We start from the raw sequence: 16,512 nt of genomic DNA, 5'->3' as shown, positions 1-16,512 counted from the left end.
TTTAAGGGAAAGTTAAGAAACTATTTATATTATGTATGGCATAAAGAACGTTCGTTACATGAAGAAGAGACTAGGTGTATGTGAGTGGATTTTATCAATCATAATGTTATCTCAAGCAGCGATGAGATGTATGTATAGTATTAAAAAAATTGTAACTACTCAGCTTAGTTAAACAAAAAAGCATGCCAAATACATGTTTCCTGTTCGAAAACATGAAAAAGAACACACTCCGATAAGAGAAAGAATCTATATGAAATAGAAACATTCTCTTACGAAAGAGTGGTATTCCAAGGAACCGTTCCGGTTTTTAACACCTGACTTATCGCTTGTAATACTGATTGATTTTGTTTTTTCATGGTGCTCATAAAACTACGTATGTGGCAAAATGATTCTGCACCTTCCTTACTTCGAAACGTCCCAGACACTTTTTGTTTGACTTTCGTCATCCGAATATCTCGCTCCGCTTGATTGTTATCAAATGGAATATCTGGACTTTCTAAGAACGCTAGAATTCTGTCCGCATACTTAGCAAAGCGATTCCATAAATTTTGAGAAGGCGTCTGTTTTCTTTTCTTTTTTTGTTCTGCAGAAGGCACCTGTTTGCCTTTCAATATGGCCTGGTATGCGGCAAACAGATTCTTTTTCTCTATTTCTGGAATATTTCCCTTGTATTGCTTTTTTATTGTCAAAGCTTGTGTAAGGAATTCTTTCATTTGTTGTGCCCATGTTTCTCCGGTACTATCTATAATCCCTTGCAAATCTCGCAAGAGATGGGCATTACATAAAACATGACGACAATCTGTATACACATCATACGGTTTCCACCCATCATGCATAGCAATTCCAGAAAAAGAAGGCAAGATTTCACCTGCATCCATCGCTTCTTTTCCGCGTTTTTCATGAATATGTTGAAATGTCACCTCCGGTGTACTCGCAGTATGTAACCATTGTGTTTTATTTTCTACTCGCATACCGGTTTCATCAAAATGGACAACAGAAGACTGCAGAATCTGTTCTTTTACTTCTTCGAGAAACGGCCGCAATTGAGCAGAAAAAGCATGGGTATGATTGACTAACGTCCCTTCGCTTATCGAATGTCCAAAACAATCTTGAAAGAATTCTTTTGTTCGTTTCAAAGAAAGGCATTGATAATGTGTTAAATAAGGAATCAGTGTTTTTATATTTGGACCATATTGAACAGGACGAGAGACAGTAGAGGGAAACTGGGATTCTTGGATAGAATGGCAATGTGGGCACTCTTTTTGTTCCACTTTATGTTCTGTGACTTCTATCAGGATAGGTGGTAAATCATACACTTGGCGAATGCGGTATCCTTTTACAGGTTCATGTTTTAAGGACGTGTGACAACAAATACAATGCGTAGGAGAATAGGTAATCATATTGTCAGGAGTCGTTGTCAAATGAAGTGTATGTCCTTTGTGGCCCAACTGGCCACCGGTTTGACGCTGGGATGATTTTCGCAAACTTTTTGTAATAGGCTTACGAAAACCATCTGTAGAGGGTGGTTTATGACTATTTGTAGAGTTTTTTTTTGAACGATTTTCTAATTCTTCTATACGCTCTTTTAAATTCTGTATTTGACTTTCTAATTGATGAACAAAATCGTAAATAGCTTGAGGTCCCTTTTGATAGACAGCTAGAATTTCTTGTTTTTTCAACATAAATACCACCTCCTTGTCTGATATATCTAGTATTCACACAAAAAGTACATATCAGACTAGTAAATGAAAAAAGCCTCCGTGAGGAAGCTGAGTAGTTACAAAAAATTATGGGAATGCTGAAAAAGAAAGTGTAAGAGGGAGGAATTAATTTTGAAAAAGAAAATGATGACGGTATTCACTATTGGAGTAATGAGTTTAAGCATATTAGGGGGTGCCTCTCCTTCTGAAACACAAAAAGGAAAGACAGATTACACGCAGCGCAGTAAAGAACAATTGAACAATGGTAAGATACATGCAGTGCATACAGAAGAAAAAGCAGAGGAACTAGGTATTGAAACGGAAGGAAAAGAACAAATTACATTAGAAAAAGAAATTCATGAAACAGAAGTAGGAAGGGAAGCAGAGCAGTTAGGTATTTCGATTGAAGGAAAAGATGTTGGGATGCTGTCAGAAGAAATCTATGAAACAAAAGTAAAGCAAGAAGCGTTAAAGCTAGGTATATCTATAGAGAATACATCAATTGTAGATTTAATTACTCAAATTAATACGATTAAAATTAAAGATGAAGCAGATAAATTAGGCATTTCTACAGATGGAAAAGAAATTGAAGACATCGCGGAAGAAATCTACGGAACGAAAGTAAGAGAAGAAGCAGGAAAGTTAGACATTTCTCAAAAAGGAAAAGAAATTGAAGAGTTAGCACAAGAAGTGTACGAACAAAAAGTACAGGAAGAAGCAAAAAAATATCATATTGATTTGTACGGTAAAGATATATATCAAATATTAAAAGAAATTAATGAACAAAAGGTGCTACAAATGGCAGATGAGCTTAATATGGATAAAATGAATATGAATATTCAAGAGTTAGCGGAAAAGATAAAAAAAGATCAGCCTGAAAAAGGAAAAAAACTAAATTTTGTACCGATGATTAGAACGGATGCTGACGCATTTTATTCTTATTTAACGAATTAATAAGGGCGTGAAAGTGATAAGAAAATTGAAGTGGTATATATGTACAGCTTTACTAGGTGCAGCAATATGGAGTGTATATACAAATGGAATTCCAAAGTATGTAGAGAAGTTTACATTCTCAAATATACAAAGAGGAAAAGAAACGGAGTTTAGTAATAACGATGAAAAAGTCATCTTATCAAATGTTCCATTAATTCAGCAGTTACCAGAATTGGATAGAGGCTGTGAAGTGACAAGTTTAGCAATGATGTTACAATACGCTGGTGTTTCAGTGGATAAGATGACATTAGCAAATGAAATAAAAAAAGTTGATTTTATAGACGATGGTGTGCGCGGGAATCCGAATGAAGGATTTGTAGGTAATATTTATACATTCTCTGAATCAGGATATGGTGTATATCATGGGCCACTTTTTCAGTTAGCAGAAAAATATTTACCTAATAAAGCTGTAGACTTAACTGGGAAGAATATAGAAGAGATTTATAAGAGTGTAAAAGCAGGGAAACCGGTAGTGATGATTACGAATGCAACATTTGCACCATTAGATGAAGATGAATTTACTACATGGGAAACAAATAGTGGAGATGTTTCTATTACGTATAATGAACATTGTATTGTACTTATTGGGTATGATCAGGAATCTGTATATATTCGAGATCCACTTGAGGATAGCTTAGATGTAAAAGTACCGAGAGAAAGCTTTGAACAGGCATGGGTGCAAATGGGGAGTCAGGCAATTAGTTATGTAAAGAGCTCCAAATAAATTAGGATGAAGAGTTTTAGTAAGATGACTATAAGGCGAAGGATAGAGATTGAAGATTATAAGAGAAATTTTTTAGAGTAGAAGCTGTTGAGAAATAAGAGAACTTTAGTATATATAATGCTAAAGTTCTCTTATTTTATGATTAAAATCCTTATTAAGGAGTGAATATGGAAAAATGCATAATTGACGAAAAATTTACATGTTATCATTATATATTGTTTTATGTATGTTAATTGTATAAAATGACACAAGTATCCACATTACATAAAGGAGGCTTATTATGCAAAAAATATTTAACTGGGTTAAATGTATGAGTATCAAGAAAAAATTAATCATTTCATTTTTTATTATTTTAACTATACCAGGAATTATTATCGGTGGTGTTTCATATCAAACTGCCAAAACAAATTTTGAACATCAAATGACAGATAAAGCAAAGGAGAATATTTCAGTTTTAAATACTGTTATTTCTCAAAATATAGAAGAGAAATTTGTTGATGCGACGTATTTTGCAGACATCTTAACAGAGGATACATATCCAAATGGACAAGAAGAGATAGTGAGAACGAAGTTAGCACAATATATAAAGCTTCATCCAGAAGTAGAAGGTATTTATATTGGAACGCAGACGGGAAAGTTTATAAGAGAACCATTTATCCAAATGGCTGATGGGTATAATCCAACAGATAGATCTTGGTATAAAGAAGCACATGAAAATAAAGGGAAAGTAATTGTTACTGCACCATATCAATCAGCATCTACAAAAAATATGGTAGTGACCATTGCGAAAGAAGTAAAAGATGGTAAAGGTGTTATAGGAATTAACTTAAATTTAGATAACATCTTAAAAATTTCCAAAATGATTAACATTGGTGAAAAAGGTTATGCAGTTATTTTAGATCAAAATAAGCAAATTGTTAGTCATCCATCTAGAAAACCAGGTGCGAAAGTTACTGATCCTTGGGTTAAACCAATTTATGAAGATAAACAAGGAAATGTGTCTTATACAGAACAAGATGATAAAAAGAATTTAATCTTTGCAACAAATGAAAAAACCGGCTGGAAAGTAGTTGGAGTTATGTTCGATGAAGAAATTACCCAAGCTGCCAGTCCAGTGTTTTATAAGACTTTAATTGTTATTGCTATCGCTATTGCATTTGGTAGTGTATTAATTTATTTCATTACAAGGTCTATTACACATGCCCATCAACTTAAGCATTTTTACTACCCCCAAATACAAAAAAACGTTATTCTTTCTTAATAGACTATAAGGAAGGGTGACGTTTTTTTATGAATCGCTCGATTCAAGAGGAGTTACAGCCATTTGCAGAAGAATTACAGCGCTATATCACACCTGATTTTTTGGAAAAACTCGCAAGAGAGATGAAATTTGTAAAGAGAAAACGCAAATTTTCAGGATCAGATTTAGCTACTATTTGTGTTTGGATTAGCCAAAGAGTGGCCAGTGATCCTTTAGTCCGATTATGTAGTAGGCTTCACGCAGTTACAGGTACTGTACTTAGCCCCGAGGGCTTAAATAAACGCTTTAATGAAAAATCAGTGTTATTTTTAAAGCATATTTTCTCTTTGTTGTTACAACAAAAAATCTGTGAGCAAACTCATATTTCTAATCATCTTTATAATTATTTTAAACGTATTCGTATCATGGATGCCACCATGTTTCAAGTGCCTAATACTTTAGAACATATCTATCCTGGTTCAGGTGGTTGTGCGCAAACAGCTGGGATTAAAATTCAATTAGAATATGATTTACATAGTGGACAATTTCTGAATTTCCAAGTGGGGCCTGGAAAAAATAATGATAAAACATTCGGAACGGAATGTTTAGATACGTTACGACCAGGAGATTTATGTATTCGTGATTTAGGGTATTTTTCATTAGAGGACTTAGATCAAATGGATCAACGTGGGACCTATTATATTTCTCGATTAAAGTTAAATACGAATGTATATGTAAAAAATCCAAACCCAGAATACTTTAAAAATGGGGACATCAAAAAACAAACAGAATATATGAAAGTCAATTTAGAAATGATGGTGGGACGCTTGTTACCTGGTGAAACTTATGAAGTAGGTAATGTTTATGTTGGAGATCAAAAAGTTTTGTTTGCCCGATTGGTCCTGTATCGTCTAACAGAACAGCAATTACGAGAACGACAGAAAAAACAAATAGAAAGTGAAAAGAAAAAAGGAAAACCGTATTCACAAAAAAGCAAAATATTATCTGGGCTAAATGTATATGTAACCAACACTCCGTGGGAGTGGGTTTCGATGAAGCAAGTCCATGAACTCTACTCCTTACGTTGGCAGATTGAAATTGTTTTTAAAACGTGGAAATCATTATTTGATATTGATCATTGTCGCACTGTCAAACGAGAACGAATAGAGTGCCATTTATATGGGAAACTGATTGCTATTTTCTTATGTTCTTCTACGATGTTTAAAATGCGTCAACTGTTGTTACAGAAGAAGCAAAAGGAATTAAGTGAATATAAAGCGATTGGAATGATTCAAGATCATCTATTTCTTCTCTATCAAGCTATACAGAAAGACACCCAAGAGATAACAAAGCTTTTAATCCGCCTGTTCCACCTTCTAGAGAAAAACGGGCGGAAATCTCATCGATACGAGAAGAAAACCGTCTTTGATATCATGGGTGTTATCTATGAGTATAGTGGATGTTGCAAGCAAAAGAAAGTTGCATAAGAAAAAAATGAAACCCGTTAGGGGTTATTTGGCGTGCTGAAATTTAATAACTGGCTCCCTTGTGGGGAAAGTTTAAGTTCAAATGAACAAAAGTTAATATTGTGTCTATCCTTAAGTTGATGGGCATGGGTCTATTACAGGGCCATTACGAAAAATAGCTGAATCAGCATATAAAATTAGTAAGGGAGATTTAACAGAGAAAATTACAATCCATTCTAAGGATGACATAGGGAAATTAGGGACTTCATTTAATGAAATGTCTACGTCTTTACAAGATGTTATTACCCAAATTAGCTTTTCAGCAGAACATGTCGCGGCATCGGCTGAGGAGTTAACAGCGAGCGTACAGCAAGCAAATGATGCGACAGATCAAATTACAATTGCAATGGAACAAGTATCAGGTGGGGCTGAATCACAAAGTCAAGGTGTTGAAGAAGGTGCGGCTACATTACAACAAGTAAATACAGCAATTCAAGATGTAACCGGAAGCGCAGAGTCAATTTCTATTTCCTCATTACATGCGAGAGAAAGAGCTGAAGAGGGAGAAGATTTAGTTGAACAAACTGCAAAACAAATGCAGTCTATTTCTAGGTCGGTATCCGAGTCAGATGCTATTATTAAACTTCTTGATGAGAAATCAAAGCAAGTAGGAGCTATTTCTGAAGCAATTCAAAACATAGCTACTCAAACGAACTTATTAGCTTTAAATGCGGCTATTGAAGCAGCAAGAGCAGGTGAACAGGGTCGAGGATTTGCTATTGTAGCAGATGAGGTTAGAAAATTAGCAGAGCAATCAGGAGAGTCATCTGGAGAGATTGCAAATTTAATTGCAGAAATTAAGGCGGATATTGAACATACTGTTAAGGCAATGGATAATGTGAATGGAGAAGTTCAACAAGGCCTTGATGTTGTAACAAAAACGAAAGTAAGTTTTACGGAAATTTTAAGTTCTACTACACATATTGTTTCTCAAGTTAATCAAATGGTAGAAACAACGAAGAGAATTGCTGGAGATGCAAATGAAGTGACAAATGCTATTGATGAAATTGCAGCGGCTGCAGAAGAAAATACAGCTAGTATGCAAAGTGTTGCGGCTTCAACAGAAGAACAGGTTAATTCAATGGAGGAAATTAGTTCAGCTTCGCAAAACTTAGCTGGGATGGCCGAAGAACTACAAGCGATGACTAGTAAATTTAAAGTATAATAACAGCAGATAAGTAAGGTGAAAATAATATCACCTTACTTATTTTTCTATTCAGCAATTAGGGGAGTCATTAACGGGATGAAAAAAAGAAAAAGACTATGGAATTTGTGGAAAACGATTACATTGTTAGTTTGTACAGTTGTAATTTTTTCTTTACTTGTGACAGATATATTAATTAGTCATAATGTAGAACGGGCGACGGAGGATAGCCAAGCAGAGAAAGCAAAAACAATTGCACACATTGTGGCGAATGATTCAATTGTAATCAATGGCTTGGTTGGGAAAGCGGATACTCCTGCAATCCAAACGTATACAAATAGGATATTAAAAAACACAGGTGTTCAATTTATTGTAGTTATGGACATGGATGGAATAAGAAAATCTCATCCAGATCCTCAAAAAATAGGTCGTCATTTCATTGGTGGGGACGAAGGGCCTGCATTGAAAGGAAAAGAACATGTATCGTTAGCAGAAGGAACTTTAGGTATTTCCATGCGAGTGTTTGTACCAATATTTTCTGAAACAGGTGAACAACTTGGAGCAGTGGCCGTTGGTATTTCAGCAGATAATGTAAAAGAGAGAGTTAAGGAAAGTAGACATATCATTTATATTGGTGTCGGAGTTGGAGTATTAGTCGGAATTATAGGAGCAATATTGCTAGCTAGACATATCAAGAAAAGTTTATTCGGTCTTGAGCCGCACAGGATAGCAAAAATTCTTGAAGAAAGAAATACGATGCTACAATCTGTAAAGGAGGGGATCATTGCTGTAGATAAAGAGGCTAGAGTAACGTTAATTAATAATGAAGCAAAACGTCTATTTAAAAAAAGTGGACTTGAAGAAAATTTTATCGGTAAAGATGTTGAGTTGTATATGCCAAATTCACGTATAAAAGAAGTATTGCAAACGGGAGAAGTACAATTAAACGAAGAACAAAATATTTATGGAATTACGATTGTGACGAATCGAGTTCCTTTATATGTAAAAGGAGAAATAGTGGGTGCAATTGCAACATTTCGTGATAAAACAGAGATTAGAAAACTAGCAGAGGAACTAACTGGTATTAGACTATATGCAGAAGCATTACGGGCACAATCTCATGAGTTTATGAATAAGATGCATGTCGTATTAGGGCTTACACATATGAAACAGTATGAAGAATTACAGAAGTATATAAGCGGTATGGTATCAGAGCATCAATATGAAATTGGTGGAGTTATGAAAAGAATAAAAAGTCCAGTATTTGCTGGTTTTTTACTAGGTAAGCTCAGCTATGCTAGAGAGAAAAATATAAAATTAATTATAAGTGAAGATTCTTATATGCCGGAAATAGATGATGAAAGTATTACTCATGAACTTATTACGATTGTCGGAAATTTAATTGATAATGCATTAGAAGCAGTGACGAATTGTGAAAAGAAGCAAGTTGAAATTGAGATACAACATGGGGATATATTAACTATTACAGTACAAGATACGGGAAAAGGTATACAAGAAAAAGAAATAGAGGAATTATTTACGAAAGGTTATTCCACAAAGGGAGATAACCGGGGTTATGGTTTGTATCTTGTAAAAGAAAGTATACAGCGAATAAATGGGGAAATTCATATGCATTCATTAGTAGGAAAGGGAACAACGATAACAATTGAAATACCTAAAGGTAGGGATGAGAGGCAAATATGATTAAAGTTTTAATTGTAGAAGATGACCCGATGGTAGCAATGTTAAATACGCACTATTTAGAGCAAGTAGGAGGGTTTGAACTTGTTCAAGCAGTTAACTCAGTAAAGTCGGCGATAGAAGTATTAGAGACATCACGAGTGGATTTAGTATTACTTGATATTTTTATGCCTGAAGAGACTGGGTTTGAGCTTTTAATGTATATCCGGAACCAAGAAAAAGAAATCGATATAATGATGATTTCAGCTGTACATGATATGGGGAGTATTAAAAAAGCATTACAATATGGAGTTGTAGATTATTTAATTAAACCATTTACATTTGAACGATTTAAAGAGGCATTAACTATATATCGAGAAAAATTTACTTTCATGAAAGAACAACAAAAAATTAGTCAATCGGAATTAGATTCGTTAATTTTACAAAAAGAAAAAAGAGAGCCTACTGTCACTAAAGAGCTTCCGAAAGGGTTAACGAAGCAAACGTTGCAATTAATTTGGCAGAAGATCGAGTCGCTGAATGGAAGAGTGTTTACAACAGATGAAATGGCACAATTAGTTGGAATTTCAAGAGTTTCTATTCGAAAATATGTAATGTTTTTGACTGACATTGGGGTGTTAGAAAACGAAATGATGTACCAACATGTGGGAAGACCTGTAAGTAAATTAAGATGTGTTGATCAAAAGAAAATAGAGTTTTACGTATAAGCGACTTAGTATAAGTCGCTTATACTTTTTTTAATTACAAAATCAATTACAAAACTTACAAAAACTATTTTTACTATTGAAAGCGTTTTAATATTGTTATTAAGAAAACGAGGGGGTGCCATATGGGAATTCAAAAGAATGTGGAAGCGGTATCATTTTCTGAAGGAAATGAAGTACAAAGAGAATCTTTCGCTTCTAAAATTATGAATGTAAAAATCGGTGTTATACCTTTACCGTTATATGTAGTATTGGCTGCTATTATTTATGGGGCATCTGTATATAATAAATTGCCAGCAGATATGATTGGTGGATTTGCAGTTATTATGATCATGGGGATTTTCTTAGGCGATATTGGGATGAGAATTCCAATTTTAAAAAATATCGGCGGTCCAGCAATACTTTCGTTATTTATTCCATCATTACTTGTATTTTTTAACTGGATGAATCCAGCTTCAATGGAAGCTGCGACAATGTTAATGAAAAAATCGAACTTTTTATATCTATATATTTCTTGTTTAGTAGTCGGAAGTATTTTAGGAATGAACCGTAAAGTGTTAGTACAAGGTTTCGTTCGTATGTTTATTCCTTTAGTAGTAGGGACGTTAGCTTCTGTAGCAGTAGGATTATTGGTCGGTTCACTATTTGGATTTGAAATGAAGCAGACATTCTTCTTTATCATCGTACCAATTGTGAGTGGTGGTATCGGGGAAGGAATTTTACCATTGTCGCTAGCTTATAGTGACATTTTAAATGAATCATCAGCAACATTTGTATCGCAGCTTATTCCAGCAGCTATTATTGGAAATATGTTCGCAATCGTGAGTGCAGGGTATATGAAGCGTTTAGGTGAGAAGAAACCAGAGCTTAGTGGTAACGGTGTATTAGTGAAAACAGACAATCAAGCAGAATTATTAAAAGAACAAAATACAGAGAAGCCAATTGACTTCTCATTAATGGGAGCAGGTTTATTAATTGCGTGCACGTTCTTCATCTTCGGAGGATTTGCTTCTAAGTTCATCGGTATTCCTGGGGCAATCATTATGATTTTCTCAGCAGCACTTGTGAAATACTTTAAATTAATGCCAGCGAAAATGGAGCAAGGAGCATTCCATTTATATAAATTTATTTCAAAAAATTTAACTTGGCCTTTAATGGTTGGATTAGGATTGCTATATATTCCGTTAAAAGACGTAGCAGCAGTTCTTTCAGTAGGATATGTTGTTGTGTGTGCATCGGTTGTTCTTACAATGGTAGCATCAGGTTTTCTTGTAGGGAAAGTGATGAAAATGTATCCAGTTGAATCAGCGATTGTAACTGGATGTCATAGCGGTTTAGGTGGAACTGGAGATGTCGCTATTTTATCGGCTTCAAATCGTATGGAATTAATGCCGTTCGCGCAAATTTCTACTCGTTTAGGTGGGGCAGCAATGGTTGTAACAGCGACAATATTATTAAAGATGTTTTCATGATTAAACAAGCTAGCTATATTCATATAGCTAGCTTGTCAAATTAAGGGGAGATTATAAGTATGTTAGCAAATCAAATTAATGAAAGATCATTGTTATTGCATAAAGAGTTAGTAGGGAAAATTGAAATTACAAGTAAAGTGGAGGTAAATTCAGCGGATGATTTAAGCCTGACGTATACACCAGGTGTAGCTGAGTCTTGTAAAGCAATTGCGGCAGATGAAGAAACGGTGTATGACTATACAGCACGTGGTAATATGGTGGCGGTTGTCTCAGATGGAACAGCGGTACTTGGTTTAGGAAACATTGGACCAAAAGCGGCTATGCCTGTTATGGAAGGAAAAAGTATTTTGTTTAAGAAGTTTGCGAATGTAGATGCTTTCCCATTATGTTTAGGCACAACGGATGTAGATGAAATCGTTACCCTTGTAAAAAATTTAGAGCCTACATTTGCAGGGATTAATTTAGAAGATATTGCAGCACCACGTTGTTTTGAAATTGAAAAGCGATTAAAAGAAGAAACGAATATTCCTATATTCCATGATGATCAACATGGAACAGCTATTGTCGTTTTAGCAGCTGTTATTAATGCATTAAAAGTTGTTAGCAAACAAATGGATAATGTAAAAATCGTTATTAACGGTGCGGGTTCGGCAGGAATTGCAATTGGAAAATTATTATTAAAGGCTGGTGCAAAGTACATTACATTAGTTAGCTTAGAAGGTATTGTTTGTGAAGGTGAAACATGGATGAACGAAGCGCAAATTGAAGTTTCAAAAAAGACAAATCGTGAACATGTGCGTGGAACGTTAAAAGAAGCGATTCACCAAGCTGATATTTTTATTGGCGTATCTGCTCCTAACGTATTAACGAAAGAACTTGTACAGACGATGAATGAGAAAGCAATTGTGTTTGCAATGGCGAATCCAATTCCAGAAATCTTCCCTGAGGATGCATTAGAGGCTGGGGCAGCTGTAGTAGGAACTGGGCGCTCGGATTATGCGAATCAAGTAAATAATGTATTGGCGTTTCCCGGAATATTCCGCGGTGCGTTAGATGTGCGCGCGACTGATATTACAGAAGAGATGAAATTAGCGGCAGCATATGGGATCGCTAACATCATTACGGACGAAGAACGTAATGCGAATTATGTAATCCCGAATCCATTAGATAAAAGAGTTGTTCCAAGTGTTGCAGAAGCAGTAGCGAAAGCAGCTATTGATTCAGGCGTGGCGCAAATTACGAAAATAACAAGTTATTAATAGCTAAAAGCAGTGCCTAAAAAGGCACTGCTTTTTTGAGATAAGAAATCAAAATAATGAAGAAGTGTAGAATTATTTATGTTTCTTCACTATTTATTTAATTCCATTGCAACTTGTTTACCATTTACTAAAACCTCAGTTACTGCTACGATCACTTCTATCATTTTTTTCATCTCTCATCTCTCCTCGTTTCATTTCTTACTTTAAGTATAAGAGAAGAGAGATAATTCAACTATCGAAGTACATGACGTAGAAATTACATTGTTGTAAGAAAGTGGTTTATTTTTGTCACTTTACTCAGCGGTGATTACAAACTGATCATAATATTTTTCATTCACATATATATTTAATAACCATAATCCAGATGAAGGTAGTGACATAGCGAGAGGGAGTTCGCTTGTAGTAGAATCGATTGTATTTGAAGTAGTCCAAGTTTGTTTGGAAGTTTCTTTTTGAAAGAGTACTGGTGTTGGAGTTACAGATCCTTGTTTTAGCGCAATAATAGACAATTTTCCAGTTGGTATTTCAGAATCTAGAAAGTACCACATTATTTCATTTTGTTCATTTGCGATAATAGGACTATCAGCCATTGCGATTTTTTTTTCGATGCCTTTTAAAGGTATTTTTCCGTCTATGAATGAGGGTGCTTCTTCCCAATTTACATCTTTTAAAACACTAAGGTGAAAGAAGGAAGGTGCGTTCACTTGAGTGGATGATGTTGTGACAGCTTCTGTTTTAGGTACTTTTGAATCAGGTTGTGCTTGTGTGCATCCAGTGATGAGGAAGGAGAGAAGTAGCATAGTTCCGATTTTTTTCATGGTGCCACACTCCTAGTTTTTATTGTTAGTGTAATTGTATTTGCTAGAAGGCGGGACAATTCCTTTAAATTATAAAAAGAGGTCGTAAGTTTTGTACGACCTCTTTTGACATTTTTTATCCCGTAAAAGCCCGATTGGTGTAGGTTAATAATCTGTGGGGGGGATGAACAAACCCACACTGATTAAAGTTTCACCTTATATTTGTTCCGTTGTATAGGTTGGTTCGGTTTCTTTTTGAGGCATCGTCAAAAAAATAACGGACAGAACGATACATACGCCGCCTAATAATTGATATGTTCCAAAAGATTCATTTAGCCAAGTGATTGAAACGATGGCAGCTACAAGGGGTTCAATGCTAGATAAAATGCTTGTTTCTGTTGCGGCTAAATATTTCAGACTACCGATATAAAGAAGGAAAGAAAGAGTACCGCTTATAATGATAAGAATAAGCATAGAAAAAGTTTTTGGTGTAAAGGTTTGTGAAAGCTGAGTCCATCCAAACGAACTATTACAAATAAGCAGGGCGATGCCGCCGATTAACATCCCCCAGCCAATTACTATGGTTGTTCCGCATGCTTTAATAAGCGAAGCTGGATGGAGGGTATAAAATGCAAATCCGATTGCTGTTAATAGTCCAAAAATAATAGCTTCTTTAGATAAAACAACATTTTCAATTGAGCCATTTGTAATAATGAAGTATGTCCCTGTTAGCGCAGTTATAATTGCGAATAGTTGCATAGAAGCAGGGAATTTTCTTTGTTCAAATGCAACATACATGGTAATAAGAACAGGACCTAGAAATTGAAATAGCGTTGCTGTGACCGCGTTACTAATATGAACCGTTTTGATAAAGGCGTATTGTGCACCGAGCATGCCGAGAATAGAGAAAATAATAAGTTGTATAGAATATCTAGGGTGTTTCCAAATTTGAAATATGTTTTGTTTCTTTGTAAGTAAGAAAGACAAAATAAATATTCCTGCAAGCAACAAGCGAATTGTTAAAAAATCAATTGAGGATACATTAGTATGCTGAAATAGCCACTGAATCATTGGACCAGATAATCCCCATAATGTAGCCCCTGTAATAATCATAATAAGTCCGATACGTCTACCATTGTTCATTATCATGTTTCTCCTCTCCGGTATTTGATTTTTTATGTGTGACATGATAAAAGGAATTATATATAACTTCTGGTACTGTAAAAAGTATCAGATTTTAGTTTTATTAAGGGGTCAGATATTATGTTAGAATTAACGCCTAATTTAAATGTGAATAGTAAAAAGGCATTATATGTGCAATTGTATGAGTATATAAAAAAAGAAATTAAAGATGGATCGATTGTACCTTTTACGAAATTACCAGCTAAGCGAAAGTTAGCGATACATTTACAAGTAAGTAAAAATACAGTAGAGGCAGCGTACGAACAATTACTTGCAGAAGGTTATATTGAGTCGATATCGAGAAAAGGTTATTTTGTATGCAAGATTGAGCAAATGGTTCATGTAGAGGATTGCGGAGAGAGAATAGAAGAAGTACCGTTTCAGGAGAAGAGTTATAAATTTGACTTTACACAAACAGGAATTGATACAAATGCTTTTCCATTCAATATGTATCGGAAAATTGTAAATGAAGTATGGCAGCCGCATAATAACGAACTTCTCTTTCTAGGACACCCTCAAGGGGAAGCGAGCTTAAGAGAAGAGATTACGAATTATTTGTATGAATCTAGAGGTGTGCGTTGTTCAGCTAGTCAAATTGTATTAGGAGCGGGAACACAAATATTAGTGAAACTATTGTTTCAATTGTTAAAGGGAAGCAATTATGCAGTTGAAAACCCAGGGTATCATAGGAAGATGGTTGTTTTTGAACAGGGAGAAGCAAGAGTCCAAATGTTATCTTTAGATAGAGATGGAATTTGTATTGCAGATTTAGAAAATAGCAATGCGAATGTTGTATTTGTTACACCTTCCCATCAGTTTCCATATGGAATGATTATGCCTATTACGAGAAGGATGCAGCTCTTACAATGGGCAAAGAAAGAAGAGGGCAGGTATATGATTGAAGATGATTATGATAGTGAATTTCGCTATTCTGGAAAGCCTATACCGGCGCTACAAGGGTTAGATACAGAGGGGAAAGTTATTTATATGGGGACGCTATCTAAAGCATTATTGCCATCGCTACGGATGAGCTATATGGTGTTGCCGAAGAAATTAATTAAAAAGTATCAACAGCAATATTTATTTTATACACAAAGTGTTTCAAGAATGGACCAAGAAGTGATTAGAAGATTTTTAAATGAAGGCTATTGGGAAAAACATATTCATAAAATGCGTGTCGTCTACCGAAAGAAGAGAGATCGACTTGTTTTTGAAATAGAGAAGTATTTCTCTAATCGTGTTGAAGTGATAGGAGAAGATTCGGGATTACACATTTTATTAAAAGTGCATAACGGAATGCGGGAAGAAGAATTAATTCAAGAAGCTGCGAAACATAGTATCAAAATATATCCTGTGTCTACGTACTATAAAGACGGTACGGCGCCTGAGAGTGTAGTTTTACTTGGGTTTGCGATATTATCAGAGGAAGAAATTGCGAAAGCGATTCAATTATTACACACGGCATGGTTTACCAGAAAGTAAAAAACATCCTCCAAACATGAGGATGTTTTTTATTATTTATTTTCATCTAAGAATAAGACCATATGCTCTTCGTCCCAATATTGTCCGTTATATTTTAATGAACGTTCTTGTACACCGAATGTTTTAAAACCTAATGATTCATAAAGTTTTTTCGCTCCATCGTTGCCAACAACAACATCAAGCATAACTTGTTCTACTTCTAAAGATTTAGCAAGCTCAAGACATTCTTTAATAAGTGCTTTTCCTGCTCCAAGTCCACGTGCTTTTGGAGATACATATACAGAACCGATTTTAGCTTTATGTTCTTGTTTTACATATGGTTTCGTTTCCAGTGTTGCAACCCCGATTAATTTTCCATCTTTAAATGCACCTAGCGTATAGTTTTCATCTTGTGCTAATTTTTGTGCTTTATATTCAATCGCACACTCTTTATTAATAATATCTTCATAAGAAGAGCTGAATGCTTCAGGGTTTTGCTTTAATCCTTCTACGCGAAGTTCTAAGTAAATTTCTGCTTCGTCTTTTGTTAATACATGGATATCCAATTATATCACCCTCCAAATCTTTGCAAATGTACCTTTATTTTAT

The 16,512-nt window shown here is 34.9% G+C and carries 13 protein-coding genes and 2 pseudogenes; 11 read left to right on the top strand and 4 right to left on the bottom strand.

Annotated features, from left to right (window positions below; translation table 11 throughout):
- Positions 1 to 269 precede the first annotated feature (269 nt).
- Positions 270 to 1,682, bottom strand: a complete 1,413-nt coding sequence (tnpC, locus tag MHI28_RS14935; protein ID WP_197233369.1) for an IS66 family transposase — start codon at positions 1,680 to 1,682, stop codon at positions 270 to 272.
- 150 nt (positions 1,683 to 1,832) lie between these two features.
- Between tnpC and MHI28_RS14930 the strand changes: the two genes are divergently transcribed.
- The 10 genes and pseudogenes from MHI28_RS14930 to MHI28_RS14890 all read left to right on the top strand — a co-directional run bounded on the left by MHI28_RS14930 (position 1,833) and on the right by MHI28_RS14890 (position 12,463).
- Positions 1,833 to 2,654: a hypothetical protein gene (locus MHI28_RS14930; protein ID WP_000728580.1), complete on the top strand. Its 822-nt coding sequence runs from the start codon at positions 1,833 to 1,835 to the stop codon at positions 2,652 to 2,654.
- Positions 2,655 to 2,661: 7 nt separating this feature from the next.
- On the top strand, positions 2,662 to 3,417 hold the full coding sequence (locus MHI28_RS14925; protein WP_003255893.1) for a C39 family peptidase: 756 nt from the start codon (positions 2,662 to 2,664) through the stop codon (positions 3,415 to 3,417).
- A 280-nt stretch (positions 3,418 to 3,697) separates the two neighbouring features.
- Positions 3,698 to 4,615 (top strand): annotated as a pseudogene (locus MHI28_RS14920) (cache domain-containing protein); the annotation flags it as partial.
- A 92-nt stretch (positions 4,616 to 4,707) separates the two neighbouring features.
- Complete coding sequence (locus MHI28_RS14915; RefSeq protein WP_340828013.1) at positions 4,708 to 6,144, top strand: IS4 family transposase; 1,437 nt, start codon at positions 4,708 to 4,710, stop codon at positions 6,142 to 6,144.
- Between the two features lie 133 nt (positions 6,145 to 6,277).
- Positions 6,278 to 6,409: pseudogene (locus MHI28_RS36155) on the top strand (HAMP domain-containing protein); the annotation flags it as partial.
- Positions 6,401 to 7,348 carry a methyl-accepting chemotaxis protein gene (locus MHI28_RS14910; protein WP_433996687.1) on the top strand — a complete coding sequence of 316 codons (948 nt, stop codon included), beginning with the start codon at positions 6,401 to 6,403 and terminating at the stop codon, positions 7,346 to 7,348. The pseudogene MHI28_RS36155 and the gene MHI28_RS14910, both read left to right, overlap by 9 nt.
- 78 nt (positions 7,349 to 7,426) lie before the next feature.
- On the top strand, positions 7,427 to 9,031 hold the full coding sequence (locus tag MHI28_RS14905; protein ID WP_000746398.1) for a sensor histidine kinase: 1,605 nt from the start codon (positions 7,427 to 7,429) through the stop codon (positions 9,029 to 9,031).
- Positions 9,028 to 9,735 carry a response regulator gene (locus MHI28_RS14900; RefSeq protein WP_000598691.1) on the top strand — a complete coding sequence of 236 codons (708 nt, stop codon included), beginning with the start codon at positions 9,028 to 9,030 and terminating at the stop codon, positions 9,733 to 9,735. Before MHI28_RS14905 ends, MHI28_RS14900 begins: the two co-directional genes overlap by 4 nt.
- Before the next feature lie 122 nt (positions 9,736 to 9,857).
- Positions 9,858 to 11,204, top strand: coding sequence for a 2-hydroxycarboxylate transporter family protein (locus MHI28_RS14895; protein WP_000512725.1), 1,347 nt, complete (start codon positions 9,858 to 9,860; stop codon positions 11,202 to 11,204).
- Positions 11,205 to 11,263: 59 nt separating this feature from the next.
- Positions 11,264 to 12,463, top strand: coding sequence for an NAD(P)-dependent malic enzyme (locus MHI28_RS14890; RefSeq protein ID WP_000880775.1), 1,200 nt, complete (start codon positions 11,264 to 11,266; stop codon positions 12,461 to 12,463).
- A gap of 293 nt (positions 12,464 to 12,756) precedes the next feature.
- Here MHI28_RS14890 and MHI28_RS14885 read toward each other — a convergent pair whose 3' ends face one another.
- On the bottom strand, positions 12,757 to 13,281 hold the full coding sequence (locus tag MHI28_RS14885) for a DUF4871 domain-containing protein (RefSeq protein WP_000719685.1): 525 nt from the start codon (positions 13,279 to 13,281) through the stop codon (positions 12,757 to 12,759).
- Positions 13,282 to 13,476: 195 nt separating this feature from the next.
- On the bottom strand, positions 13,477 to 14,403 hold the full coding sequence (locus MHI28_RS14880; RefSeq protein WP_001059062.1) for a DMT family transporter: 927 nt from the start codon (positions 14,401 to 14,403) through the stop codon (positions 13,477 to 13,479).
- Between the two features lie 120 nt (positions 14,404 to 14,523).
- On the opposite strand from MHI28_RS14880, the gene pdxR reads away from it, so the two are divergent.
- The gene (gene pdxR / locus MHI28_RS14875) at positions 14,524 to 15,924 is read left to right on the top strand and encodes a MocR-like pyridoxine biosynthesis transcription factor PdxR (RefSeq protein WP_000891922.1); all 1,401 of its coding nucleotides are present in this window, start codon (positions 14,524 to 14,526) and stop codon (positions 15,922 to 15,924) included.
- Between the two features lie 32 nt (positions 15,925 to 15,956).
- Here pdxR and MHI28_RS14870 read toward each other — a convergent pair whose 3' ends face one another.
- A complete protein-coding gene (locus MHI28_RS14870; protein ID WP_000351212.1) occupies positions 15,957 to 16,469 on the bottom strand; it encodes a GNAT family N-acetyltransferase in 513 nt (170 codons plus the stop codon).
- Positions 16,470 to 16,512: the final 43 nt, after the last annotated feature.

The organism is Bacillus sp. FSL K6-0268 (genome assembly GCF_038005425.1).
In the GTDB taxonomy this organism is placed as follows: Bacteria; Bacillota; Bacilli; order Bacillales; family Bacillaceae_G; genus Bacillus_A; species Bacillus_A thuringiensis_S.
The sequence above is the reverse complement of the archived record's forward strand: the minus strand, read 5'-3'. Positions and strand labels throughout refer to the sequence as shown.